At 40.1% G+C, this 25,215-nt stretch carries 17 protein-coding genes; 14 read left to right on the top strand and 3 right to left on the bottom strand.

Going from position 1 to position 25,215, the window contains the following annotated elements; translation table 11 throughout:
• Positions 1–28 precede the first annotated feature (28 nt).
• The 6 genes from G9C87_RS03575 (at position 29) to G9C87_RS03600 (ending at position 9,042) form a co-directional block, all read left to right on the top strand.
• Positions 29–2,017 (top strand): alpha-L-arabinofuranosidase C-terminal domain-containing protein, encoded by a 1,989-nt coding sequence (locus tag G9C87_RS03575; protein ID WP_172278179.1) that lies wholly within the window; start codon positions 29–31, stop codon positions 2,015–2,017.
• A gap of 128 nt (positions 2,018–2,145) precedes the next feature.
• Positions 2,146–3,846: a ribulokinase gene (locus tag G9C87_RS03580; RefSeq protein ID WP_172278181.1), complete on the top strand. Its 1,701-nt coding sequence runs from the start codon at positions 2,146–2,148 to the stop codon at positions 3,844–3,846.
• A 33-nt stretch (positions 3,847–3,879) separates the two neighbouring features.
• The gene (locus G9C87_RS03585; protein ID WP_172278183.1) at positions 3,880–4,590 is read left to right on the top strand and encodes an L-ribulose-5-phosphate 4-epimerase; all 711 of its coding nucleotides are present in this window, start codon (positions 3,880–3,882) and stop codon (positions 4,588–4,590) included.
• Between the two features lie 39 nt (positions 4,591–4,629).
• Positions 4,630–6,126: an L-arabinose isomerase gene (gene araA, locus G9C87_RS03590; protein WP_172278185.1), complete on the top strand. Its 1,497-nt coding sequence runs from the start codon at positions 4,630–4,632 to the stop codon at positions 6,124–6,126.
• Between the two features lie 27 nt (positions 6,127–6,153).
• A complete protein-coding gene (locus tag G9C87_RS03595; RefSeq protein ID WP_172278187.1) occupies positions 6,154–7,311 on the top strand; it encodes an aldose epimerase family protein in 1,158 nt (385 codons plus the stop codon).
• Between the two features lie 3 nt (positions 7,312–7,314).
• Positions 7,315–9,042 (top strand): sodium:solute symporter family transporter, encoded by a 1,728-nt coding sequence (locus G9C87_RS03600; protein ID WP_172278189.1) that lies wholly within the window; start codon positions 7,315–7,317, stop codon positions 9,040–9,042.
• 79 nt (positions 9,043–9,121) lie between these two features.
• Here the strand turns inward: G9C87_RS03600 and G9C87_RS03605 are convergent, their stop codons facing one another.
• Both G9C87_RS03605 and G9C87_RS03610 read right to left on the bottom strand, forming a co-directional pair.
• On the bottom strand, positions 9,122–10,840 hold the full coding sequence (locus tag G9C87_RS03605) for an RICIN domain-containing protein (RefSeq protein WP_172278191.1): 1,719 nt from the start codon (positions 10,838–10,840) through the stop codon (positions 9,122–9,124).
• Positions 10,841–11,486: 646 nt separating this feature from the next.
• Complete coding sequence (locus G9C87_RS03610; RefSeq protein WP_172278194.1) at positions 11,487–12,173, bottom strand: NUDIX hydrolase; 687 nt, start codon at positions 12,171–12,173, stop codon at positions 11,487–11,489.
• Positions 12,174–12,687: 514 nt separating this feature from the next.
• Between G9C87_RS03610 and G9C87_RS03615 the strand changes: the two genes are divergently transcribed.
• Genes G9C87_RS03615 through G9C87_RS03640 form a run of 6 tightly spaced genes read left to right on the top strand, consistent with a single transcriptional unit; the run spans position 12,688 to position 22,652 of the window.
• The gene (locus G9C87_RS03615) at positions 12,688–15,075 is read left to right on the top strand and encodes a glycoside hydrolase family 127 protein (RefSeq protein WP_172278196.1); all 2,388 of its coding nucleotides are present in this window, start codon (positions 12,688–12,690) and stop codon (positions 15,073–15,075) included.
• Between the two features lie 21 nt (positions 15,076–15,096).
• Positions 15,097–17,001: a sialate O-acetylesterase gene (locus G9C87_RS03620; RefSeq protein WP_172278198.1), complete on the top strand. Its 1,905-nt coding sequence runs from the start codon at positions 15,097–15,099 to the stop codon at positions 16,999–17,001.
• 28 nt (positions 17,002–17,029) lie between these two features.
• Positions 17,030–18,475 (top strand): MFS transporter, encoded by a 1,446-nt coding sequence (locus G9C87_RS03625; protein ID WP_172278200.1) that lies wholly within the window; start codon positions 17,030–17,032, stop codon positions 18,473–18,475.
• A gap of 10 nt (positions 18,476–18,485) precedes the next feature.
• On the top strand, positions 18,486–19,604 hold the full coding sequence (locus G9C87_RS03630; protein WP_172278202.1) for an endo-1,4-beta-xylanase: 1,119 nt from the start codon (positions 18,486–18,488) through the stop codon (positions 19,602–19,604).
• Between the two features lie 12 nt (positions 19,605–19,616).
• The gene (locus tag G9C87_RS03635) at positions 19,617–20,591 is read left to right on the top strand and encodes a glycoside hydrolase family 43 protein (protein ID WP_172278204.1); all 975 of its coding nucleotides are present in this window, start codon (positions 19,617–19,619) and stop codon (positions 20,589–20,591) included.
• A 27-nt stretch (positions 20,592–20,618) separates the two neighbouring features.
• A complete protein-coding gene (locus tag G9C87_RS03640; RefSeq protein ID WP_172278206.1) occupies positions 20,619–22,652 on the top strand; it encodes an alpha-glucuronidase in 2,034 nt (677 codons plus the stop codon).
• A 114-nt stretch (positions 22,653–22,766) separates the two neighbouring features.
• Here G9C87_RS03640 and G9C87_RS03645 read toward each other — a convergent pair whose 3' ends face one another.
• Positions 22,767–23,363: a hypothetical protein gene (locus G9C87_RS03645; RefSeq protein ID WP_172278208.1), complete on the bottom strand. Its 597-nt coding sequence runs from the start codon at positions 23,361–23,363 to the stop codon at positions 22,767–22,769.
• Between the two features lie 156 nt (positions 23,364–23,519).
• On the opposite strand from G9C87_RS03645, the gene G9C87_RS03650 reads away from it, so the two are divergent.
• Positions 23,520–24,392, top strand: coding sequence for an AraC family transcriptional regulator (locus tag G9C87_RS03650; protein WP_172278210.1), 873 nt, complete (start codon positions 23,520–23,522; stop codon positions 24,390–24,392).
• 92 nt (positions 24,393–24,484) lie between these two features.
• Entirely contained in the window at positions 24,485–25,138 is a 654-nt protein-coding gene (fsa, locus tag G9C87_RS03655) for a fructose-6-phosphate aldolase (RefSeq protein WP_172278212.1), read from the top strand.
• Positions 25,139–25,215 lie beyond the last annotated feature (77 nt).

Consider the following 25,215-nt stretch of genomic DNA (forward strand, 5'->3'; position numbering starts at 1 on the left):
CATGCTTTAGCTTCAAAATATACGATCTATGACAACCAAAAATAAAATATTTTCCATCGCAATTTCCCTCAGTGCTGCTTTTTTTGCGGCTCAGAATAATACGGTCCGTACTTTTAATCTGGATCTGAAAGAAACTCCGGCACCTGTTAAAATACAGCCCACCATGTACGGGATTTTCTTTGAAGACATCAATTTTGCCGCAGACGGCGGATTGTATGCTGAACTGATTAAAAACCGCAGCTTTGAATTTGACGAACCATTTACAGGCTGGAAACAGCCCAATACAAAAACACTTTCTCCTAATCTGGATTCGGGGTTTCTGACCATTTATTCCGACCCTGCCAAAACCAATAAAAATTACGCACGAATTACCGTTCTCAATGATAAAAATTATATTCTGGAAAATGAAGGATTCAGGGGAATAGGGCTTCATCAGGGAGAACAATATGATTTCAGCTTTGATCTGGAGAATGTTTCAGGAAATATTGCTGCGGTAAATGCAAGTCTTGTTGATGAAAATGGGAAGGAAATTTCTTCAGTTTCCACGCTCATCAAAGGAAAGGGGTGGCAGGAGTATACAGCCGTTTTCAAAGCAACTCAAACCGTTGAAAAAGCAAAACTGCGGATCACATTTACAGGAAACGGTATTGTGAACATGGATATGATCTCCCTTTTCCCTCAGGATACCTGGAAAGGCAGAAAAGGAGGTTTGCGAAAAGACCTCGTTCAGAAATTATATGATCTGCAGCCCGGATTTTTAAGGTTTCCGGGTGGCTGTATTGTAGAAGGAAGAACGTTGGCAGAACGCTATCAGTGGAAAAAAACAATTGGAAATGTAGCAGACCGTGAATATCTCATCAATAAATGGAGTACAGGATTTCCACATCGTCTTACACCGGATTACGGACAGTCTTTCGGGCTGGGATTTTATGAATATTTCCAGCTTTCCGAAGATCTGGGTGCAGAACCTGTTCCTATTCTGAGCTGCGGAATGGCTTGCCAGTTCAATACCGCAGAGCTGGTGAAAATGGAAAATCTGGATCCTTATGTTCAGGATGCCCTGGACCTGATTGAATTTGCCAACGGAGATTCCAGCACAAAATGGGGGAGAATCCGTACTGAAATGGGGCATCCAAAGCCTTTTAATTTAAAATTTATCGGAGTAGGAAATGAGCAGTGGGGAGCGGATTATATTGAACGCTATAAAGTATTTGAAAAAGCCATTCACACAAAATATCCTGACATAAAAATCATTTCCGGAAGCGGACCGTCACCCGACGGCGAGTTTTTCGAATATGGATGGAGAGAGTTGAAGCAGCTTAACGCACAGATTGTAGATGAACATTATTACAACTCTCCCGAATGGTTTATGAAAAATGCAGGCAGATACGACCAGTATGACCGTTCCGGTCCAAAAGTTTTTGCCGGAGAATATGCAGCCCAGTCTGTAGGCGTGGTAAAACCTGATAACAAAAATAATTGGCTGACGGCCCTTTCAGAAGCCGCTTTTATGACCGGTCTTGAAAGAAATGCAGATGTGGTCTATATGACTTCCTACGCACCGCTTTTTGCCCATGCTGACGGCTGGCAGTGGACGCCCGATCTCATCTGGTTCAATAATCTGAAATCCTACGCGACCCCGAATTATTATGTTCAGAAATTATTTTCCAACAATAAAGGAACGGATGTATTAAAAATAGAACATAACGGAAAAGCAATATCCGGCCAGGAAAAATTATACGCTACCGCAGTAAAAGATGCGAAAACTCATGAGATTATTATTAAAATCGTCAATACTCATACTCAGGCTAAAACGGTAAATATCAACCCCGGAACTCTGAAAATAGGTAAAAAAATAACCAAAATCCTTTTGTCTGCACCACAACTTTCAACTGAAAATAGTTTCGATGCTGAACCCATAAAACCTAAAGAAGAGATTTCTGAAGCCAAAAATGGTGAAATTTCAACGGAAATTCCCGCCAATTCTTTAGTGATTTTAAAGTTGAAAATAATTTAATTAGCTGTAAAACATATGTTTATAAGAAATAAGTGTGTTTTTTACATTTATTTAAAATAGAATCTTATATTTGTTTTTATCTCATCACGAGAATTTAAAATCTCAATAATCAAAAACGTTTCACCACCATGAAAAAATATGTTATCGGGCTGGACTATGGCACAGATTCCGTACGGGCCGTTCTTATTGACACTGAAAACGGTTCTGAAATAACTTCTTCAGTCAGCTATTATCAAAGATGGAAAGATGGCAAATTCTGTAATCCCTCGGCTAATAGCTTCAGACAGCATCCTTCAGATCATATTGAAGGTCTGGAAAAAACCATTTTAGAAGTTGTAAGAGAAAGCGGAATACCGGCAGAACAGATCGTCAGTATTTGTATTGATACTACAGGCTCTTCACCACTTCCTGTTACAAGTGATGGAACTGCCTTGGCGCTGGTTCCGGGATTTGAAGAGAATCCCAATGCCATGATGGTTTTATGGAAAGACCATACCGCTATCCGCGAAGCCGAAGAAATCAATACCCTTGCAAGAACCTGGGGTGGTGAAGATTATACAAAATATGAAGGTGGTATTTACTCTTCAGAATGGTTCTGGGCCAAAATACTGCACATCAGCAGAGCAGATGCAGAAGTGAAAAATGCAGCTCATAGCTGGATGGAACACTGTGATTATCTGACTTTTCTTTTATCAGATCATAAAGACCTGGCCACCTTCAAAAGAAGCCGTTGTGCTGCCGGACACAAAGCCATGTGGCATGACTCGTGGGATGGTCTGCCTTCCGAAGAATTCCTCAACAGGCTTGATCCATCTCTGGGAGCGCTCAGAGGAAGATTATACAAGGAAACCTATACTTCAGATGAAATTGCTGGTTATCTGAATGAAGAATGGGCCGCAAAAACCGGTCTTACCACCAAAACTATTATTACCGTAGGAACCTTTGATGCCCATTCAGGCGCAGTAGGAGCAAAGGTGGAAGAAAATACACTGATCAGGATCATGGGAACTTCTACCTGCGATATTATGGTGGCCCCACAAGAAGCTATTGGAGATACAACCGTAAAAGGAATATGCGGACAGGTTGACGGCTCCGTAATTCCCGGATTGATAGGGCTTGAAGCAGGGCAGTCTGCCTTTGGAGATGTGCTGGCATGGTATAAAGATATCCTGATGTGGCCGGTTCACCAGGTTATGATGCATTCCGAAAATATTTCAGATGAACAGAAGACAAAGCTCGCAGATGAAATGGAGGCAGGACTTATCAGAAAACTAACCCTTGAAGCAGAAAAAATTCCTCTTTCAGATACTGTTCCGATTGCATTGGACTGGGTAAACGGAAGAAGAACGCCGGATGCAGACCAGGAACTTAAGGCAGCGATCAGCCAGCTTTCTCTGGGAACAAAAGCACCTCATATTTTCAAAGCTTTGGTGAATGCTATTTGTTTCGGAGCTAAGAAGATTGTTGACCGTTTTGAAGAGGAAGGTGTGAAAATCAATAAAGTGATCGGAATCGGTGGAGTAGCAAGGAAATCACCGTTTATCATGCAGACTCTCGCTAATGTTCTGGATATGCCGATTGCAGTAGCTGCTTCAGATCAGACTCCCGCTTTGGGTGCTGCTGTTTATGCAGCTGTATCAGCAGGAATTTATCCGACCGTACAGGAAGCAAGCATGAAAATGGGCTCCGCATTTGAAGCGGAATACCAGCCGAAAGCGGAAGAAGTACAGCTCTACAGAGAATTAATGCAGCAATACCAGAATCTCGCTGATTTTGTAGAATACAATACCAAACTGAAAAACAACAGGAAGGAACTTCAGAACTCCTGATTCTCCCATTTTAACCTTTTGAATATACTCAAAATGAATACCTATAAAGAACTCCAAAGAGAATGTTATGAAGCGAATATGCAGTTGGATGCCCTGAAGCTGGTGGTCTATACTTTCGGGAATGTAAGTGCTGTAGACCGTGATAAAGGCATTTTTGCCATTAAACCAAGCGGTGTCCCTTATGAAATTTTAAAGCCTGAAGATATGGTGATTCTGGATTTTGATGCCAATGTCATTGAAGGCAGGCTCAGACCTTCTTCCGATACCAAGACCCATGCTTACCTGTACAAAAACTGGGAAAACATCGGTGGAATTTCCCACACTCATGCGATCTATTCCGTGGCTTGGGCACAGGCACAAATGGATATTCCTGTTTTCGGGACCACTCATGCGGACCATTTAACAACAGATATTCCCTGCGCTCCGCCTATGCGGGATGAGCTGATTGAAGGAAACTACGAATACAATACAGGAATACAGATTCTGGAATGTTTTAAACAAAAACAACTCTCTCCGGAAGAGGTAGAAATGGTTCTGATCGGCAATCACGGCCCGTTTACCTGGGGGAAAAATGCAGAGAAAGCAGTTTACAACAGCAAAGTACTGGAGACCATTGCCGAAATGGCTTATCTCACCAGACAGATCAATCCTGATGCGGAACGACTGAAAGACTCACTTATCAAAAAACATTATGAACGTAAGCACGGCAAAAATGCCTACTACGGACAGGAATTTAAACACTAAACACTTTAAGATAAACAACTATTAACGATCAACAAAATTATGTTAACACCTCTCAATACCAAAGAAGTCTGGTTCATCACAGGAAGTCAGCATTTATACGGACCTGAAACACTTGCCCAGGTGGCAGACCACTCACAGAAAATTGTGGCAGAACTTGAAAAATCTTCTTTCATCCCGGTAAAAGTCATTGTAAAGCCAACGGTAAAAACAACTGAAGAGATATTTGAAACCATTGCAGCCGCTAATCATGCAGAAAACTGTATAGGAGTAATCACGTGGATGCATACCTTTTCACCTGCTAAAATGTGGATCAGAGGACTAAAAATTTTACAGAAACCTCTTCTGCATCTGCATACCCAGTTCAACAGAGATATTCCGTGGTCTACCATGGATATGGATTTTATGAATCTTAACCAGGCAGCTCACGGAGACCGTGAATTTGGTTTTATGGTAAGCAGACTCCGAAAGAACAGAAAAGTAGTGGTAGGGCACTGGTCAGAAGAAAGAGTTCAGAAGCAGATCGGTGATTGGAGCCGTGTTGCTGCGGGCTGGGACGACTGGCAGGGAGCAAAATTTGCACGTTTCGGAGATAATATGCGGTTTGTAGCCGTTACAGATGGTGATAAGGTGGAAGCTGAGACCCGGTTCGGTTTTTCAGTCAATACCTGGGGAATCGGTGACCTTGTAGACGTTATCAATTCTGTAAGCGAAGGAGAAATAAAAAGCCTTATGGAAGAATATGAATCTTCTTACCTCATGGCAGCTTCCCTTTTGGAAGGGGGAGTCAACAGAAGTTCGCTGCATACCGCTGCAAAAATTGAATTAGGACTTGAAAAATTTTTAAAAGATGGAGGATTTAAAGGATTTTCCGATACCTTTGAAGATCTTCACGGGCTGGAACAGCTTCCGGGAATTGCAGTACAGCGACTGATGCAGAAAGGATACGGATTTGCAGGCGAAGGAGACTGGAAAACAGCAGCACTCGTACGTGCCATGAAAACAATGGGGCAGGGCCTTGAAGGAGGAAATGCTTTTATGGAAGATTATACGTATCATCTCGACCCTTCCAACCCTTCCATTTTAGGTTCCCATATGCTGGAAGTAGATCCTGTGCTGGCCGCCGGGAAACCTTCATGTGAGATTCATCCGCTTGGAATTGGGGGGAAAGCAGATCCGGTTCGTCTTGTTTTTAATTCCAGAGGAAATATTGACTCTCTGAACGCTGCATTGATGGACTTCGGAAACCATTTCAGACTCTTGATCAACAAAACCAGAGCATTGGAAATTACAGAAGAGCTACCAAAACTTCCGGTAGCAAGAGTTTTATGGAAACCTCTTCCTGATTTATATACGGCCGCAGAAGCCTGGATACTGGCAGGAGGGGCACACCATACATGTTACAGTGAAAATATTTCAGCAGAACAACTGGAAGATTTTGCTGAGATAGCAGGAATTGAATCATTAGTCATTGATGAAGATACCAGAATGCGTGACTTTAAAAATACACTTCGTTGGAATGAAATGTATTATCGTTAATTAATTTTAAAAAATATGTAAATAATTATGAAAAAAACAACATATAACGGCATTTTTATTTTATTATTTTTAATTATTTTCGGCTGTAAAAAAGAAAATAATAAACAGGATATTTCAGGAAAAATGGAGAATATTTCTACTTCAGACTATGGAGTGACGCCAAAAGGCGATTCTATTAAAAAATATACGTTGACCAATAAAAACGGGATGAAAGTTGAGGTCATCAACTTCGGGGGAATTATCACATCCTTAACCGCTCCGGACAGAAATGGGAAATACGAAGATGTAGTGCTTGGCTTTACAAAACCCGAAGGATATTTCGATGGTAACCCTTATTATTTCGGTGCTTTGATCGGAAGATACGGCAATAGGATTGCTAATGCAAAATTCTCACTGGAGGGTAAAACATACGAAATTAATAAAAATGATGGTCCCAACAGCCTTCACGGAGGAAAAGAAGGATTTCATACCAGATTCTGGAATATTGAGGTAGTAAAAGATGCAAAGTTTCCGACATTGAAATTATCTTATACCAGTGCAGACGGTGAAGAAGGGTATCCGGGAAAATTAACAACAACTGTTTTCTACACGCTTACAGACGACAACGCCTTGGAAATTTCTTACGAGGCTGAGACGGATAAGCCTACAGTGGTAAATCTTACCCAGCATTCTTATTTTAACCTGTCCGGGAATTTTACTAAAACGATTACTGATCATGAACTACAGATTAATGCAGATCATTTTCTTCCGGTAAATGAAACATTGATTCCTACGGGTGAACAGAAAGCGGTAAAAGGTACTCCTTTTGATTTCACGGTATCAAAAGCCATCGGAAAAGATATCAATGCAGACGACGATCAGTTGAAAAAAGGAAAAGGGTATGACCATAACTGGATTCTAAATGGAAAAGGATTAAGAAGCATCGCCAAAGTTTATCATCAGGGAACAGGAAGACTGATGGAAGTCTTCACCGATGAACCCGGTGTGCAGTTTTATTCCGGAAATTTTCTTGACGGAAAATTTGATACCAAAACTGGCGGTAAAAATGAATTCAGAACAGGATTCTGCTTAGAGACCCAGCATTTTCCTGATTCACCAAACCAGCCTTCTTTCCCTTCTACAGAATTGAAGCCTGGGCAGAAATACCACTCGAAAACCATCTATAAATTCTCCGTTAAAAACTAAACTATGGGAAAATTAGCAACTATTGATATCATCATATTTCTGATCTATTTCGTAGTGGTAGCTTCCTACGGATTATGGATCTATAAAAAGAAAAAATCTGAATCTACAGGAAGTAAAGATTATTTCCTTGCCGAAGGATCTTTGACCTGGTGGGCTATCGGAGCCAGCTTAATCGCTTCCAATATTTCTGCTGAACAGTTTATCGGAATGAGTGGCGAAGGTTTCTTTGTCGGAATCGCTGTTGCCGCTTACGAATGGATCGCTGCTCTTGCGTTGATTATTATTGCGGTCTGGTTTATTCCGATCTATCTTAAAAATAAGATCTATACCATGCCTCAATTTCTGGAGAGAAGGTATAACAAATCTGTTTCACTGATCATGGCTGTATTCTGGCTGTTTCTGTATGTTATCGTGAATCTTACTTCTATCCTTTATCTGGGTGCTCTTGCTATTGATACTTTACTGGGAGGAGAACATCTTCACGGTATTATGATCGCTCTTTTGCTTATGGCCCTTCTGATTGGTCTTGGAGGTATGAAAGTGATAGGATATACAGACGTTATACAAGTGGCAGTTCTTATCATTGGTGGTTTTGCAACGGTGTATATGGCGCTGCAGATTGTAGACCAGAGAATCAACGGAGCGGCTGTAGGAAATGCACTGGCAGGATTCAATACCCTGATCAATGAGGCTCCGCAGCACTTTAAGCTGATTCTTCAAAAACCAACAACCACCACAACTACGTTGGCAATGCCTCAGAACCTTGATGTACAGAAGTATGTCGTGTTACCAGGTCTGGCCATGTATTTTGCCGGTCAGTGGATCGTTAACCTGAACTATTGGGGCTGTAATCAGTACATCACTCAGAGAGCTTTAGGGGCAGACCTGAAGACGGCAAGAACAGGAATTTTATTTGCCGGTTTTCTGAAACTATTCATGCCTGTGATCGTAATGCTTCCGGGAATTGCCGCTTATGTTTTATATTCAAAAGGACACCTTCCGGGATTCAACGGGGTAAAAGACGGAGCATACTCTGCAATATTAGGATTTTTACCAGTAGGATTGAAAGGATTGGCTATTGCCGCTTTGACCGCAGCGATTGTAGCTTCACTGGCAGGAAAAGTGAACAGTATTTCAACTATTTTTACGCTGGATATCTATAAAAAATACCTTAAAACAGATGCTACCGAAATCCAGATGGTGAGAACAGGCCGTTGGGTCATTATTATTGCCATGATGGTTGCATTGGCTTTTACCTGGACGGACGTTTTAGGAATTGGTGGTGAAGGCGGTTTCACATTCATCCAGAAATATACGGGCTTTATCAGTCCTGGAGTTTTTGCCATGTTCCTTCTGGGAATGTTCTGGAAAAGAACAACCGGTACAGCGGCTTTGGTAGGAGTAATTTTAGGTTTTGTTCTTGCCATTTTCTTCAACAGCTTTGCCGTGGGAATTTTCGGGAAAGAAACCTGGATGTATACAGCGTTCACTTATGAAAAGCTGGAGAATGGTGTAGTTCATACCATTACCGAGATTCCTTTCCTGATCAATATGGGATGGTCATTCTTTATCACGATAATCGCGATGATCCTGATCAGTCTTGCAGGTCCGAAAGTAAACCCTAAAGCCTTTGCCATTGATGTGACGATGTTTAAAGTGGACAACAGAACTTTAGTATTGATCGTAATGACACTGCTTTTACTGACGGCCTTGTATGTAAGGTTTTGGTAGAAATTATTATACATAACAAATAAAATAGGATGCTGAAAAAGCATCCTATTTTTTTGATCTTAGAATTGGTTATGTACGTTTAATTCATTGCAATAAATTTGAACTTAAACAGCTGGCAGGATGTACCATAATAATCCCAAAGATGTAAGTTTGAATTACCATCCATGGTACAGTTGGGAATATCCCAGCCGCGTGTAGGATCCACCTTGGATAGTATTTTGTAATAACCATTAGAGACAGCAACTACCTGCCAGGCTTGTGCGTCATTACTATAGTTCTGCCAAAGCCTGATCGAAGTTCCCAATGTATTACTATTGCTGGCCAGATCAATACAACGATTGGTTGCGCTGGCTTTGGATACAAAACGCCAGTAGCCATTACCTGCGTCAATGGCAACCCATCGCTGTGCAGCAGCGCCATTCCTTGTCCATGGCCTTAATACTGCACCATTGGCGTCTTCTCCTGATTTCAGATCAACTACTTTGTTGGCATCAGTCTGAAATTCGATCTCATAAATACCATTATTAACCAGGCTACTGTTTGTGTTGCAGTTGGCAACGGGGTAGTTGGAGGATGCATATTGCTGAAACCACTGTTTAACCGGGGCAGCGCAGGCTTCCCAATCGTTGTTGTAAGCTGTTCCTGCATTAGGATCGCCTTTGTGGAGGAGATTATCCGGGGCAAGAACATTCCAGCTTACATTGCCGGATTGATCCACGATGTATTTTAAGTTGGCACCAAATCCGCTTCCGCCTGCCGTACCGGTATTACCAATGCCGAAGGTACCATATCCTTGTGGAGCCCAGTCGGTTTCGGTAATGGCGATCGGTGCAATGTCTGCAATCGGTTTAACGTTGACATTCCATGCGTTCTGAAAGGATTGATAGTTGCTGAGACCACCCCAGTAACCGGGATAAATATGAACAGCGTAGCCAATATTACCTCCTGTGATCTGATTATTGACATAGCCTTGATAATGCGATTGCCAGCCTGTACCCGGAATCCAGCAAACATTGTTGGCTCCGTTGTTACGTATGATGTTAACCAGTGGCTGAAAGAAGTTTTTGAGTGCTGCAAAATGCTCATTTCCCGTACTACCCCAAGCACCATTTGTTCCCAGGATTTCAACAGGTTCGTTAGCTAATTCAAACATCACATTGTCAGCATTCTTTAATCCGGGATGCTGAGACAGAAAAGTCCATACGGTCTTCAGATAGCTATGGTACGCATCATTGACTGCAATACGATTTGGGCATACACCTGGTGGGCGAAGGATGACATACATTCCCAGACTGCGGGCATGGTTGATCAGTGGGATAATTACCTGATCGGTGTAGGTAACCAGGCGACTGTAATTGAATCTTGAGATATCGTTCTCCGGGATAGCCGGTCCGGGATCATTGGTCCAATACGGATCAATATGAAGGCGGATGTAATTGAGATACCAGCCATCGGAAGCACTGCTGAGCTTGTTCATAACAGCTTTGTTGTAGTTCAGAGCACCCTGTACATTGTAATTATCCCAGGTACAGTAGCCGGAATTCGCACCATATTGACATCCATTGAACCAGGGGCTGGGGGTTATGGCAACCCCATGTAAGATAACGTTATTGTCACAAGGGTCTTTAAGGTATCTGCCTCCAACATGCAGCATTGGAGTTGCTGCCAATGCCCTGGCGCTGGCGCTGTTGCTTACATTGTTTTCAGGTTCTTCTTGTAAAGTTTTTTCCATCCGGGAGCAGCCAGAAAGAATGGTTAACAGAAAGGCCATAAATAGCCACATTGTGTTTGTTCTCATAATTTATATATTAAAGGGTTATTAATTTTGTTTTTGGTGATCGATTTTTTCCTCTTTACCCTTAGAAGGATCAGGCAGATACTCGATTTTTTTAAATCTTAATGGGATAGTTGACTGGACAGGGCGTATTGACTAAAAACTGCTTATCTCAAAGTGTTATAATCTGTTGCGGTTTTTCGGCATTAATCACGGGGAGGAAATGACAGGACTATCTCTGTCAGGTTTCAGATATGAAAACCCTTATTCTCTTTTTCTCCATTTTTCACGCATGAAGCATGATATGATGAAAATTCAAATAAATAATATTTGTTGTTGTTAGTTTTGTATAAAAATACATATTTATTTAAATATATGGTAATATTTTAGTTAAAATTAACATAAAAAAATCATATCATAAATATAATAATTGGCAAATAGTTATAATTGTTTTATTTGAAAGGGGAAATAGAAAACCTTATCATAAATTTTCTTTATGATACTTCTATAAAAAGGCGCAAATGTTTATTTGCCAGCTGAAATTTCCCGGTTAGCTCAAAAAAAATCCCGTAAAAAACGAGATTTCATTTATCTTAAGGTCATAGAAGATTTGTGGAAAGGTGCAGGGTATAGATATTAAAATAGATGATTTGCATAATATCAAAAACAATTACATTTTAAACATAAACCCGCGCGATATTTTCTTGGTGTATTTTTTTTCGTCAAAGCGGTAAAGAAAAGAACCTTTTCTGGATGAGGTCATATCCTTTTTATTGGTATTGACAAGGATATCCATGCTATTGATCTTGCTTGTGAAATTACGCTTATCGAATTTTTCGTCAAAAATGGCTTCATAAAGATTCTGAAGATCCTTCATGGTGAATTTCTCAGGAAGAAGCTCAAAGCCAATAGGTCCGGTGGAGGCTCTTCTCCGCAGCCTGGCTACAGCATCCTTTACCATATCGTTATGATCGAAAATAAGATCCGGTGCTTTCTGAAGCTCAACCCATTCTGCACTGTACTGTTCATTGATCTGAATATCTTTTTCAATATTGATTAATGCATAGTAGGAGATTGACATGATTCTGGCTGTAGGCTCACGTTTAATTTCCGTATAACATTTCAGCTGTTCAAGATAAATATTTTCAAGACCGGTTAATGTATACAGAACCCTGTTGGCCGCTTCATCGGATGTCTCTTCACTGCCAATGAATCCACCCATGAGGGACCATTCGCCCATCTGAGGTTCAAAATTTCTTTTTACCAATAGGATTTTAAGATTTTCGCCATCAAAACCGAAAATAATACAGTCAACAGCAACCAGGTGTTTGGGATATTGGGAGTAATCCTCAGTCATCTTTTATATTTTGATGCAAAGGTAAAACTTTTATACTTACGATCTTATACAAATGTAATTCTTACACTTTTAAATCTGAATCATTATTTTTATTAAAACGATTCTACAAAGGTATTTTGGGAGCTAAAACTGGGATTAAAAATGAAAAATAGCAATGAAATCCAGTTAAATGTATATGAATTTAATGTTAAAATTGTGTTAAAATTAGAATTAACACTTATTATTATTAATTAAAATAGCTTAACGTTAAAAATACGATAAGGTATTCACTATATCATTGAAATTTTTATTAAAACGTATTCTTAATTCATTTTCATAGGGAATCCTGTGATTGCAAAGTTTTCTTTTTCTGTGAATTGATTATCTTATTTTTTATGATAAGGTAGTGGCTTTTCTTTTATTTTCCGGGCTTTGTGAAAGGTTTTAAATAAAAAAATAACTAAAACAGACTCAAAAAAAGTTTCGTATATAGATTGTTTCCATTATTTTAGAAATGTTGAATTAACATTTATTCATGAGACCAAAATTTTCAGTTATTTTATTGTGTTTCGCTTCATTCACCTCAGCCCAGGTAAAGGAGAAAATTCATTATTTCCCTTTGGAAACTGTAAGGTTATCAGAGAGTGTTTTCAATAAAGCCATGACAGCAGACCGGAAATACCTTATGGAGATGGAGCCGGACAGATTGCTGGCTCCCTATCTTAAGGAAGCCGGACTAAAACCAAAAGCAGATAATTACCCCAATTGGGAAAACACCGGATTAGATGGTCATATAGGAGGACACTACATTTCTGCACTATCATTAATGTATGCTTCCACAGGTGATTCCGGAATCAAGCAGAGGATTGATTATATGATCAGTGAGCTGGAACGATGCCAGAAAGCTTCTCCGGACGGATACATTTCTGGGGTTCCCAACGGGAAAAAGATCTGGAAAGAAATAAAGCAGGGGAATATACGCGCCTCAGGTTTTGGATTGAATGATCGCTGGGTTCCTTTGTATAATATTCATAAGTTATATGCAGGATTACGCGATGCCTATTGGTATGCAAAAAGTGAAAAAGCAAAGACAATGTTGATCCGACTTACGGATTGGATGCTGAATGAAGTGTCAGGCCTTTCTGATGAACAGATACAGGATATGCTGCGCAGTGAGCATGGAGGACTTAACGAAGTTTTTGCGGATGTTTACGATATCACCCATGAAAAAAAATATCTGCAACTGGCTCATCGCTTTTCCCATCAGGCTATCCTTAATCCTCTTCTGGCGGGAGAAGATAAGCTTACAGGTCTTCATGCCAATACACAGATTCCAAAAGTAATCGGCTACAAACGCATTGCTGATCTTGAAAATAATACTTCCTGGAGTAATGCCGCTGATTTTTTCTGGCATAATATTACCGAGAAAAGATCGTCTGTTATTGGCGGAAACAGTGTCAGTGAGCATTTTAACCCTGCCAATGATTTCAGCAGCATGATAAAAAGTATAGAAGGTCCGGAAACCTGCAATACCTATAATATGCTCAAGCTGACGAAAGAGCTTTATGCAACGTTACCTGAATCTTATTATATCGATTATTACGAAAAAGCATTATACAATCATATCCTTTCCACGGAAAATTATAACCAGGGAGGCTTCGTGTACTTTACCCCGATGCGTCCCGGACACTATCGTGTTTATTCACAGCCTCAGACCAGCTTCTGGTGCTGTGTAGGATCGGGGATGGAAAATCATGCCAAATACGGGGAAATGATTTATGCCCGGTCGGATAAGGATTTATATGTGAACCTGTTTATTCCTTCCACATTGACCTGGAAACAGCAAAAAGTGATAGTTCGTCAGGTGAACAACTTCCCGGAAGTTCCTGAAACAACACTGATCTTTGATGCCGCAGGAAAATCAGAATTTGGTTTAAAACTAAGATGTCCGGAATGGACCACAGCCTCGGAAGTAAGAATTCTGATCAACGGAAAACAGGAGAAAGTACAACGAGGTTCCGATGGCTATTTTACACTGACTAAAAGATGGAAAAAAGGAGATGTTGTGAAAATGATTTTGCCGATGCATCTTTCTGCAGAACAACTTCCTGACCATTCCAATTATTATGCATTTAAATACGGTCCTGTAGTGCTTGCCGCAACATACGGTGCCGAAAACCAACAGGGACTTCTTGCGGACGATAGCAGAGGCGGCCATATTGCTCATGGTCCGCAGATTCCTTTAAACGAAATTCCAGTTATCCTTGGAAATCCTTCCGAGGTAGTCAGCCATGTTACACCTTTGAACAGTAAACCGCTCAACTTTGCCGTTACAGGGCTTTATCCGTCGGAAAAATTTGGGAAAGGTTTAGAGCTTGTACCGTTTTACAGTATCCAGGCAGAAAGATATATTTTGTACTGGCCGCAGGCCGACAAAAACGGGATAGAAAATATGCTGAAACAGAAGGCGAAAGAGGAATCGGAAACCAAAGAATTGGATGTCATCACAACTGATAGAATCCAATTAGGAGAACAGCAGCCGGAATCAGATCATTTTATAGAAAGCAAAGACTCTGGTACAGGTTATATGGAAGACCGGCACTTCCGAGATGCCAAAGGCTGGTTCAGCTATCAGATGAAAAATAACGAGAAAAATGCTTCATTCCTTTACCTGCTTTATTTTGATGCCAATGCCAATCGAGTACTGAATATTGAAATCAACGGTAAAAACATCATTACTCAGAATTTGAACGGAAAGTCCGGAGCCTTATCTCAATATCTGGTTGTTCCGATACCGGATTCAGAAAAGAATAAAGAACATCTAACGGTAAAATTCCTGGCTGATGAAAAATTGATGACCGCTAAAATCATCGAAGTCCGTTTGCTGAAAGGAAAATACGAAAAGCAATACAAGCTGAACTAAAAATAAAAACAGATTTTTCCCATGAAAAACAGAACCCTATACTTATTATTTTTTCTGGCAGCCATTTGCAGTTTTCATGCAAAAGTAAGGCTCCCTGCTTTGGTTTCGGACGGGATGATCCTTCAGAGGAACCAGGATCTGAAAATCTGGGGATATGCAGATGCGGGAGAAAAAATTACGGTTAAGTTTATCAGTAAAACCTATCATGCCACGGCTGATCAGAATGGCAACTGGACCCTTATGCTTCCAAAGCTTAATGCCGGTGGTCCATATAGCATGACAATTAATGAGATCACCCTTAAGGATATCCTTATTGGAGATGTATGGGTGGCTTCAGGGCAATCCAATATGGAACTTCCGATGCGCAGGCTGACACCTCTTTATGAAAATGAAATTAAAAATGCCAATAATCCGAATATAAGATTCTTTACTGTCCCGCAGAAATATAATTTTAAAGCGCCTCAAAATGATCTTGACGGCGGGAAGTGGGAAAGTACCAACCCTCAGACTATTCTTGATTTTTCAGGAGTTGCCTATTTCTTTGCCAAAGAACTGAATGAAAAAAACAAAGTTCCGGTAGGAATCATTCACACCAGTCTCGGAGGCTCTCCGGTTCAGGCCTGGATGGATGAAAACTCACTGAGAAAATATCCGGAATATCTTACTGAAGCAGAAAGATGGAAAAATGATGACCTGATAAAAACCACAGAATCTCAGGAACGATCCCTAAGCAAAGCATGGTATGCAGAGCTTGATCAGAGTGATATAGGGTTGAACCAGCACTGGGAGAAAGACAATGGGGATGATTCCGGATGGAAAACCATGGTGGTACCGGGATCGTGGGAGGATCAGGAAGGCTCGTTTGACGGTTCGGTATGGTTCCGCAAAGAAATTATTCTTCCAAAAGGAGTGGATCAGAAAACAGCATTTTTGAATCTGGGAAGGATAAAAGATGCTGATGTTACTTACATCAATGGAATTAAAGTAGGAAATGTCACCTATGAATATCCGCCACGTTGGTACGATATTACCAAAGGCGTTTTAAAAGAAGGAAAGAATATCATTACCGTAAGAGTAATCAATGGAAGCGGGAAGGGGCAGTTTATTGCCGATAAACCGTATTACCTCGAAATTGACGGACAAAAAACAGATCTTAAAGGCGAGTGGAAATATAAAATAGGAGCAAAAATGGAAAAAATGGCTCCCGGACAAACTTTTATCCGGTGGAAACCATTAGGACTTTATAATGCCATGATTAACCCGCTGATCAATTATAACATCAAAGGATTTATCTGGTATCAGGGTGAAAGCAATACAGGAAAACCTAAAGAATATGGAGATTTGCTATCAACAATGATTTCACTTTGGCGTTCAAAATGGAACAAGAATGATTTGCCGTTCCTGATTGTACAGCTGGCTAATTTCATGGAGAAAAAAGATGAACCTCTGGATAGTGGCTGGGCTGAGCTGAGAGAGCAGCAGAGACAGGTTTCCCTCAATGTTCCTTACGCAGGGCTTGCAGTAGCTATTGATGTAGGAGAATGGAACGATATTCATCCGCTGAATAAAAAAACAGTAGGTGACAGATTGGCTTTACAAGCCCTGAAAATTGCGGAAGGTAAAAAGATTATTGCAGACGGACCCGTTTATCAGTCCATGAAAACAGAAGGGAATACCATTATTTTATCCTTTAAACCCGGAACAGATGATCTGGTACAGGGAGAACTGAAAGGTTTTGCCATACAGCAGAAAGATGGCAGCTACCAATGGGCCAAAGCAGAAGCTAAAGGTAGTAAAGTCATTGTCTGGAATGACCAGGTCACCAGCCCTGTCAATGTACGTTACGACTGGGCAGACAACCCGGATGGAAATCTTAAAAACAAAAATGGGCTTCCTGCGTCACCTTTTACAACAGAAAAAAATTAATTTAACATAGAAAACCTTATTACAATCAATGGATAATCAACCGCAAAAAATATCGGTAATAGAAAAAGTAGGGTATAGCCTGGGAGATCTGGCAGCCAATCTTGTTTTTCAGACCCTGGTAACCTACCTAACCTATTTTTATACGGATATTTACGGACTCAAGGCAGAAGATGCCTCTGTCATCACCCTTACCGTAGGTTTAATTGCCGGGTTTGGCTTTAACCCGCTTGTCGGAGCACTGGCGGATCGTACAAGCTCACGATGGGGAAAATTTCGTCCATGGATTTTATTTACCGCCGTACCGCTTGGTATTGCAGCACTATTAGCTTTCAGCACGCCTCACTTTTCCTATCAGGGTAAAATGATCTATGCAGCGGTTACCTATTCATTATTGTTACTATTATACGCATCCAATAACTTGCCGTATGCTGCGTTGAGCGGTGTTATTACGGGAGATATGGGAGAAAGGAACAGTATTTCTTCATACCGTTTTGTAGCCGTAATGTTTGCACAGTTCTTTGTACAGGTATTTATGCTTCCCATCATTTTATATGTAGGACACGGAGATAAAGCTCAGGGAATTGAAACTGTTATGACATGGCTGGCGGTGATCGGATCCGTAATGCTTCTGATTACTTTTTTTACGACCAAAGAAAGAATCATTCCCAAGCCGGAGCAGAAATCAAGTCTGAAAGAAGATTTAAAAGATTTATTCCAGAACAGACCGTGGATTATTATGCTTACCGTGACCGCATTTATATTTATCACATTGGCTATGAAAGGAGGATCTTATGTATATTATTTTAACAACTATGTGGATGAAAATGCCCTGAAGAGCTTTATCTCACCGATTACCGCATTTTTTAATTCTGCAGGGATGAATTTCTTCGGAGAAGATCCAAAGTCTGCGGGATTCGGATTATTTAATGCAGGAGGAATTGTCATGATGATCGTCGGGATTACTTTCTCTAAAAGGCTGGCAGACAGATTTGGAAAGCGTGATACTTTTATTGGTTCATTATTTATCTCTACATTGTTCATCCTGATGTTTATATTTTACCCTCCGAAAGCAGTAAAAGTGATGTTTTTGTCACAGATCTTACACGGATTCTTTTACGGAATCAGTACGCCGCTTTTGTGGGCCATGATTGCTGATGTTGCCGATTATTCGGAATGGAAGAACAACCGCAGGGCAACGGCTATTATCTTTTCCGCAATGATGGTTGGCTTAAAAGTAGGTCTCAGCATCGGAAGCTCACTGGTCGCTTTGATCATTGGGAAATACGGATACATTTCAGTACACGGGAGCGAACAGGCTATTCAGCCTGAAACAGTGGCGGCAGGAGCCAAAATGCTTGTGAGTATTTTCCCGTCCATACCGTTTTTCATTGCGTGCGGACTGCTTTTATTTTACAAAATCAACAAAAAAATGGAAGTTCAGATTGAAAAAGATCTGGCTGAAAGAAGAAAATAAAACAATTACTATGAAACGAATTTTAATTGGTTTGGCGGCTCTTACCGCTTCCGGGCTGTCGGCGCAGAAATCCGATGGGACTTTAAAAAAAGCATTTCAGGATAAATTCTACATCGGGACCGCTATGAGTCTTCCCCAGATTGACGGGACAGATCAGAAAGCAGCAACGATTATCAAAAAACAATTCAGCTCTATTGTTGCTGAAAATTGTATGAAATCTATGTTTCTGCAGCCTCAGGAAGGAAAGTTCTTCTTTGATGATGCCGATAAATTTGTTGATTTCGGGATGAAAAATAAGATGTTCATCATCGGGCATACGTTGATCTGGCATTCCCAGCTTCCAAAATGGTTTTTTACAGACAGCAACGGAAAGGATGTTTCTCCGGAAGTATTAAAACAGCGCATGAAAAACCACATTACAACCGTAGTTTCCCACTACAAAGGAAAAGTAAAAGGTTGGGATGTGGTCAATGAAGCCATTCTTGAAGACGGGTCCTACAGAAAAAGTAAATTTTACGAAATCCTGGGTGAAGATTTTATTCCTTTGGCATTTCAGTATGCACAGGAAGCCGATCCCAATGCAGAACTATACTATAATGATTATAATGAATGGTATCCTGAAAAGGTAAAAGCAGTCATTACAATGGTTGAAAAGCTTAAATCAAAAGGTATCCGCATTGATGGGGTGGGAATGCAGTCTCACGTCGGGATGGATAACCCTTCTATGGATGAGTATGAAAAAGCAATTGTAGATTATTCCAATGCCGGAGTTAAAGTTAATATAACAGAACTGGAAATAAGTGCGCTGCCTTCTCCGTGGGGAAGCTCTGCCAATGTTTCGGATACCGTTGCCTATCAGAAAGAAATGAATCCTTACATCAAAGGTCTTCCTAAGGAAGTAGAAGCGAAATGGGAAAAACGCTATCTTGATTTCTTTGGTTTGTTTTTGAAACATAAAGACAAAATAAGAAGAGTAACCTTATGGGGTGTTACCGATAAGCAATCCTGGAAAAACGATTTCCCGGTAAAAGGAAGAACGGATTACCCGCTACTGTTTGACAGGAAAGATCAGGAGAAACCAGTAGTACAAAAAATAATAAAATTGGCAGAGAAAAACTTAAATCAATAGAATTTTTACTTAATGAAAAAATCAAAATATTTATTCCCGGAAGATTATATGGCAGACCCTTCCGTTCACGTTTTTGAAGATAAAATCTATATCTATCCTTCTCATGACCGCGAAAGTGGAATTGAAGAAAACGATAACGGAGACCATTTTGACATGAATGATTATCATGTCTTCTCAATGGATGATGTGGAAGGTGGAGAAATTAAAGACCATGGCGTAGTACTTTCGGTAAAAGATATTCCATGGGCGGGAAGACAGCTGTGGGATTGTGATGTTGCGTTCAAAGACGGTAAATATTATATGTACTTTCCTCTGAAGGATCAGAATGATATCTTCAGAATCGGGGTTGCTGTGAGCGACAAACCTTACGGGCCTTTCATTCCTGAAAAGCATCCGATGATGGGCAGTTACAGCATCGATCCGTGCATTTTTGAAGATAACGGAAAATATTATATGTATTTCGGAGGAATCTGGGGTGGACAATTACAGCGCTACAGGGATAATAAAGCACTTGAATCTGCTGTAATTCCCGAAAATAATGAACCTGCAATCCATTCTAAGGTAGCTTTGCTGAGTGATGATATGCTTGAATTTGCTGAAGCACCTAAAGACGTTGTCATCATTGATGAAAACGGAAAACCACTGCTTCATGGAGATAAACACCGCTTTTTTGAAGCATCATGGATGCATCGGTATAATGATACCTATTATTTCTCTTATTCAACAGGAGACACCCACCTGATTTGCTATGCAACCGGGGATAATCCTTACGGGCCGTTTACCTTTCAGGGTGAAATTCTTACTCCGGTGGTAGGATGGACTACTCATCATAGTATTGTGGAATTCAAAGGGAAGTGGTATCTGTTTTTCCATGATTCTGTTCCCAGTGGCGGTAAAACATGGTTGAGAAGTATGAAAGTGATTGAACTGGAATACGATCAGGAAGGGAAAATCAAGACGATTGAAGGTCTAGAAGACCAATCATAGTCATCTTTAATAATTTAAAATTTTTCAATGCGATATCTGAGACTCAACATTCTATTTTTTCTGATCATTCCGTTACTGGCCTTCGCGGAGGACGGAAGTCAGCTATGGCTTCGGTTTCCTGCAAAAAACGGAATATCGGCAGATAAAATTATTTCCAAAGGGAACAGTCCCACGCTGAACATTGCCAGAAAAGAGCTGAGCAGCCACTGGCAGGGGCAGGCGGTGGAACTTTGTACAGAAAACAAAGAGAAAAATCTGAAAGATGGCTATAAAATTGTTTCCACCCCTGAAAAAATTGTTATTTCTGCAGGGAAAGAAATAGGATTGTTGTATGGAGTCTATCATATTTTGCGATTACAGCAGACAAAAGCCGACCTGTCTCACTTAAACAGTATTGAAAAGCCATCATACGATGTAAGGATTCTGAATCATTGGGATAATCTGGACGGAAGCATTGAGAGGGGATATGCCGGAAGATCGCTTTGGAAATGGGAAGATCTGCCAGGGAAAATTTCTCCGCGCTATGAAGAATACGCGAGAGCGAATGCTTCTGTAGGAATTAATTCCGTTGTTTTGAATAATGTGAATGCATCGCCTAATATGCTCAGGGAAGATTATCTTAAGAAAGTAAAGGTTCTGGCCGATATTTTCAGGCCTTATGGCATCAAGGTATATCTTTCCGTGAATTTTTCTTCCCCCAAAGTGCTTGGTGGATTGCAAAATTCAGATCCATTGAATAAGGATGTACAAAAATGGTGGAAGGATAAAGCTGCTGAAATTTACAAACTGATTCCCGATTTCGGTGGATTTTTGGTGAAAGCCAATTCCGAAGGGCAGCCGGGTCCTCAGGATTACGGAAGAACCCATGCAGACGGAGCCAATATGATGGCTGATGCCCTGAAACCTTACCATGGAATCGTGATGTGGAGAGCATTTGTCTACAGTCCGAGCAAAGACGACAGAGCCAAACAGGCTTATCTGGAATTTGTTCCTCTGGATGGTAAATTCAGGGATAATGTGATTATTCAGATTAAAAACGGTCCGGTTGATTTCCAGCCCCGCGAAGCGTTTAATCCGCTTTTCGGAGCATTAAGAAAAACTTCCGAAATGGTAGAATTTCAGATTACACAGGAATATCTGGGCATTTCAAATCATTTGGTTTATTTGGCTCCATTATTCAAGGAAACACTGGAAAGTGATACTTACTCGGACGGTCAGGGATCTACGATTGCTAAAATAACAGACGGAACTTTAAGACCCGCAAAAGTTACAGCCATTTCAGCTGTTGCCAATATCGGGGAAGATACCAACTGGACAGGGCATCATTTTGCACAGGCCAACTGGTATGCCTTCGGAAGGTTGGCATGGAACCATCAGCTGAGTTCAGAGCAGATTGCGGATGAATGGATTAAAATGACCTTTACAGACAATCAGAAATTCCTGAATCCGGTAAAAGAAATGATGCTTTCGTCCCGAGAAACCGCTGTGGATTATATGATGCCTTTGGGACTTCACCACATTTTTGCAGGCGGACATCACTACGGGCCAGAGCCATGGGGAGATTATAAAGGCGGAAGACCGGACTGGTCACCTGTCTATTATCATCAGGCTGATGCTCAGGGATTGGGCTTTAACAGAACAAAAACAGGAAGTAATGCTGTTTCGCAATATTTTCCACCATTGAATGAAAGGTATGGGAATATCTCAACCTGTCCGGAAAATCTTATCCTGTGGTTTCATCATGTTCCGTGGGATTATACAATGAAAGACGGAAAAATACTATGGGATGAGCTGTGCTATACGTATGATTCCGGAGTAAAAAAAGTAAGGGACTATCAGAAAGTATGGGATAAGATGGAACCTTATATAGATGAACAAAGATTTGCTGATGTTCAGTCAAAACTCAAGATTCAGTCAAAAGATGCAGTCTGGTGGAAGGATGCCTGCCTGCTGTATTTCCAGACTTTTTCCAAAAAACCGATTCCTTATGACATCGAACGCCCTGTTCACGAATTGGAAGATCTGAAAAAAATTAAATTGAATATGGGACATCACAATTAAAAAAATGAGGCCGTTTTTTTTCCGGATCGGAAAGAAGAGCGGCCTCAAATAATAATAGCTATGTAAAATTTTAAATCCAAATAATTGGAATGAATGATCTTTAAATGTAGCGGGTTATCTAAGGGAAATTATTTTATTAAAAATATTTCCGTTTTCTTCAACCTGTATGATATATTGGTTGGCTGTTTGTGGGTTAAGATTAAAGGTAATATCTACATTGCCGTCAGCATATTCTCTATTGGATGTATAATACGTCGTATTGGATAGATCATATACTGAAATATTTACGGGACCCTTTACATCCGACATATGCAGCTTGGCCATATTACCGGAAATGGTATATTCAGGCTTATTGATTGAGCTCACAGGCTTTTTTTCCACTTCCATTACATTATCGGAACTGATTTGTATTTTATACTTCTCTATCTTCATTTCTGATTCTGCTACCAGATAATAAGTTCCGGGTTCAAAGCTTTGAAAATCATATGTTTTCATTACATGGCTCCCATCCGTAAGATTTTCGGAGAATAGTTCATCATGTGCACTGTTATAAACAAAAACAGATACGCTTCTGGCGTTCGACAGCTCAAAATTTAACGTTTTGGCTTGTACGTTTCCAAAGGAAAGGGAAAAATCTCTATTCTTACTCATTACATTTGCTGAAAACAACAAGGCTCCTGCAAAAAATATGGCTTTTAATAATGTGCTCATGGGTTAAGGCTTTTAGGATTAATAATGCAAAGCTAGGGCACCAATAATTCTCAGGCTATAATTAAATTTTCATATTTATGTGCTATATTAACCTTGTTTAATGATATTAGTGTATTATTTGTTAATTTTGCATATGAAATTATTTGTATTTGGCCTATGAAACATGTAAATCCTTCTTTTGAGGCGGTAAGACCTACTATAGGAAGCAGCTTTACCAGCCTTAAATTTCTGACTAATGAGAATATAAAATCACATGTCTGGCATTACCATCCCGAGGTTGAGTTGATTTTTGTATGCAAAGGTTCCGGGAAAAGACAGATTGGAAGTAGTATCACTTATTTTTCAGAAGGAGATCTTGTACTGATAGGAAGCAATCTACCGCATTGCGGACTCACCAATGAAAGTACGCATAATGAGTATGAAATGGTTATTCAGTTCAAACCTGATTTTTTAGGAGAACCTATCTGGGACATACCGGAAATGCAAAGGATTTCTTCTTTGCTTGAAAAATCAAAAGCAGGTATTGTATTTGGGGAGGATGTGAAAAAAAGAATCGGGAAAGAGATTGTTGAGATGCATGAAGCTTCCTCTTTGGACAGATTATGCAGATTTTTAAAAATATTGGATGAATTGGCTGTTACTCAGGATTACAGGATTTTAAATGCGGGAAAATATTACCTTCAGACACAGATTGAAGATAATGAAAGAATCAATCTTATATTCAATTACGTCAAAGATCATTTTAAAGAAGCCATAACCCTGGAAGAAATGGCTGATCTTGCCAATATGAAAGTACCGTCTTTTTGCCGTTATTTTAAAAAAATCACAAATAAGACCTTTACACAGTTTGTTAACGAATACAGAATTACCCATGCCCTCAAGCTTCTTGCTGAACAGCCTTTAAGCATTACAGAAGTCTGCTTTGAATCCGGATTTAATAATTTCAGTTATTTTAATAAAACGTTTAAGGAATACATCCAAAAAAGTCCTTCTCAATACAGGAAAGAGTTTAATTATTTCATGGAATAATTTTTAGCAAAACAATAAAAAAGTGTAATCATATGATGATTTATTAAAATATAAGTGTAATTTTAACACTTATAAAATAACAATCACTTTTTATGAAATTTTTTATTGACACTGCCAATCTGGCGATGATAGAAGAAGCCCATGCCCTTGGAGTTCTTGACGGAGTAACCACCAACCCTTCGCTGATGGCGAAAGAGGGTATTTCCGGAAAACAAAACATACACCAACACTATCTTGATATCTGCAACATTGTGGATGGTGATGTGAGTGCTGAAGTTTTGGGAATTACTTTTGAAGAAATGGTTAAGGAAGGTGAAGAGCTTGCTGCACTACATCCGAGAATTGTTGTAAAAGTACCCATGACTCAAGATGGGATTAAAGCCATCCGCTATTTTTCTGAAAAGGGAATAAAGACCAACTGTACGCTTGTATTCTCTTCCGGACAGGCATTGCTGGCTGCCAAGGCAGGAGCCACCTATGTTTCTCCGTTTCTGGGAAGACTGGATGATGTCTCTACGGACGGCCTTCATCTGATATCGGAAATCCGGGAGATTTATGACAATTATGCTTTTCAGACACAGATCCTTGCTGCTTCAGTCCGACACAGCATGCATATTATCAATTGTGCAAAGATTGGTGCTGATGTGGTAACGTGTCCTTTGGCTCCTATACTTTCTCTTCTTAAACATCCGCTTACAGATTCAGGATTAGACCAGTTTATTAAAGATTCACAAAAAATGAAATAAGATTGGGCATAAAAAGTATAACTTCTCTATTAAAATTCAGTAGTTTTATACTTTAGATGAGCCCAGATCTGTTGATC

Source organism: Chryseobacterium sp. LAM-KRS1, assembly GCF_013184525.1.
GTDB lineage: Bacteria > Bacteroidota > Bacteroidia > Flavobacteriales > Weeksellaceae > Chryseobacterium > Chryseobacterium proteolyticum.

What these genes read in the sequence shown, in the direction of transcription:
- G9C87_RS03575 (WP_172278179.1), top strand. Translation starts at nt 29, where the DNA reads ATGACAACCAAAAATAAAATATTTTCCATCGCAATTTCCCTCAGTGCT.
- G9C87_RS03580 (WP_172278181.1), top strand. Translation starts at nt 2,146, where the DNA reads ATGAAAAAATATGTTATCGGGCTGGACTATGGCACAGATTCCGTACGG.
- G9C87_RS03585 (WP_172278183.1), top strand. Translation starts at nt 3,880, where the DNA reads ATGAATACCTATAAAGAACTCCAAAGAGAATGTTATGAAGCGAATATG.
- araA (WP_172278185.1), top strand. Translation starts at nt 4,630, where the DNA reads ATGTTAACACCTCTCAATACCAAAGAAGTCTGGTTCATCACAGGAAGT.
- G9C87_RS03595 (WP_172278187.1), top strand. Translation starts at nt 6,154, where the DNA reads ATGAAAAAAACAACATATAACGGCATTTTTATTTTATTATTTTTAATT.
- G9C87_RS03600 (WP_172278189.1), top strand. Translation starts at nt 7,315, where the DNA reads ATGGGAAAATTAGCAACTATTGATATCATCATATTTCTGATCTATTTC.
- G9C87_RS03605 (WP_172278191.1), bottom strand. Translation starts at nt 10,840, where the DNA reads ATGAGAACAAACACAATGTGGCTATTTATGGCCTTTCTGTTAACCATT.
- G9C87_RS03610 (WP_172278194.1), bottom strand. Translation starts at nt 12,173, where the DNA reads ATGACTGAGGATTACTCCCAATATCCCAAACACCTGGTTGCTGTTGAC.
- G9C87_RS03615 (WP_172278196.1), top strand. Translation starts at nt 12,688, where the DNA reads ATGAGACCAAAATTTTCAGTTATTTTATTGTGTTTCGCTTCATTCACC.
- G9C87_RS03620 (WP_172278198.1), top strand. Translation starts at nt 15,097, where the DNA reads ATGAAAAACAGAACCCTATACTTATTATTTTTTCTGGCAGCCATTTGC.
- G9C87_RS03625 (WP_172278200.1), top strand. Translation starts at nt 17,030, where the DNA reads ATGGATAATCAACCGCAAAAAATATCGGTAATAGAAAAAGTAGGGTAT.
- G9C87_RS03630 (WP_172278202.1), top strand. Translation starts at nt 18,486, where the DNA reads ATGAAACGAATTTTAATTGGTTTGGCGGCTCTTACCGCTTCCGGGCTG.
- G9C87_RS03635 (WP_172278204.1), top strand. Translation starts at nt 19,617, where the DNA reads ATGAAAAAATCAAAATATTTATTCCCGGAAGATTATATGGCAGACCCT.
- G9C87_RS03640 (WP_172278206.1), top strand. Translation starts at nt 20,619, where the DNA reads ATGCGATATCTGAGACTCAACATTCTATTTTTTCTGATCATTCCGTTA.
- G9C87_RS03645 (WP_172278208.1), bottom strand. Translation starts at nt 23,363, where the DNA reads ATGAGCACATTATTAAAAGCCATATTTTTTGCAGGAGCCTTGTTGTTT.
- G9C87_RS03650 (WP_172278210.1), top strand. Translation starts at nt 23,520, where the DNA reads ATGAAACATGTAAATCCTTCTTTTGAGGCGGTAAGACCTACTATAGGA.
- fsa (WP_172278212.1), top strand. Translation starts at nt 24,485, where the DNA reads ATGAAATTTTTTATTGACACTGCCAATCTGGCGATGATAGAAGAAGCC.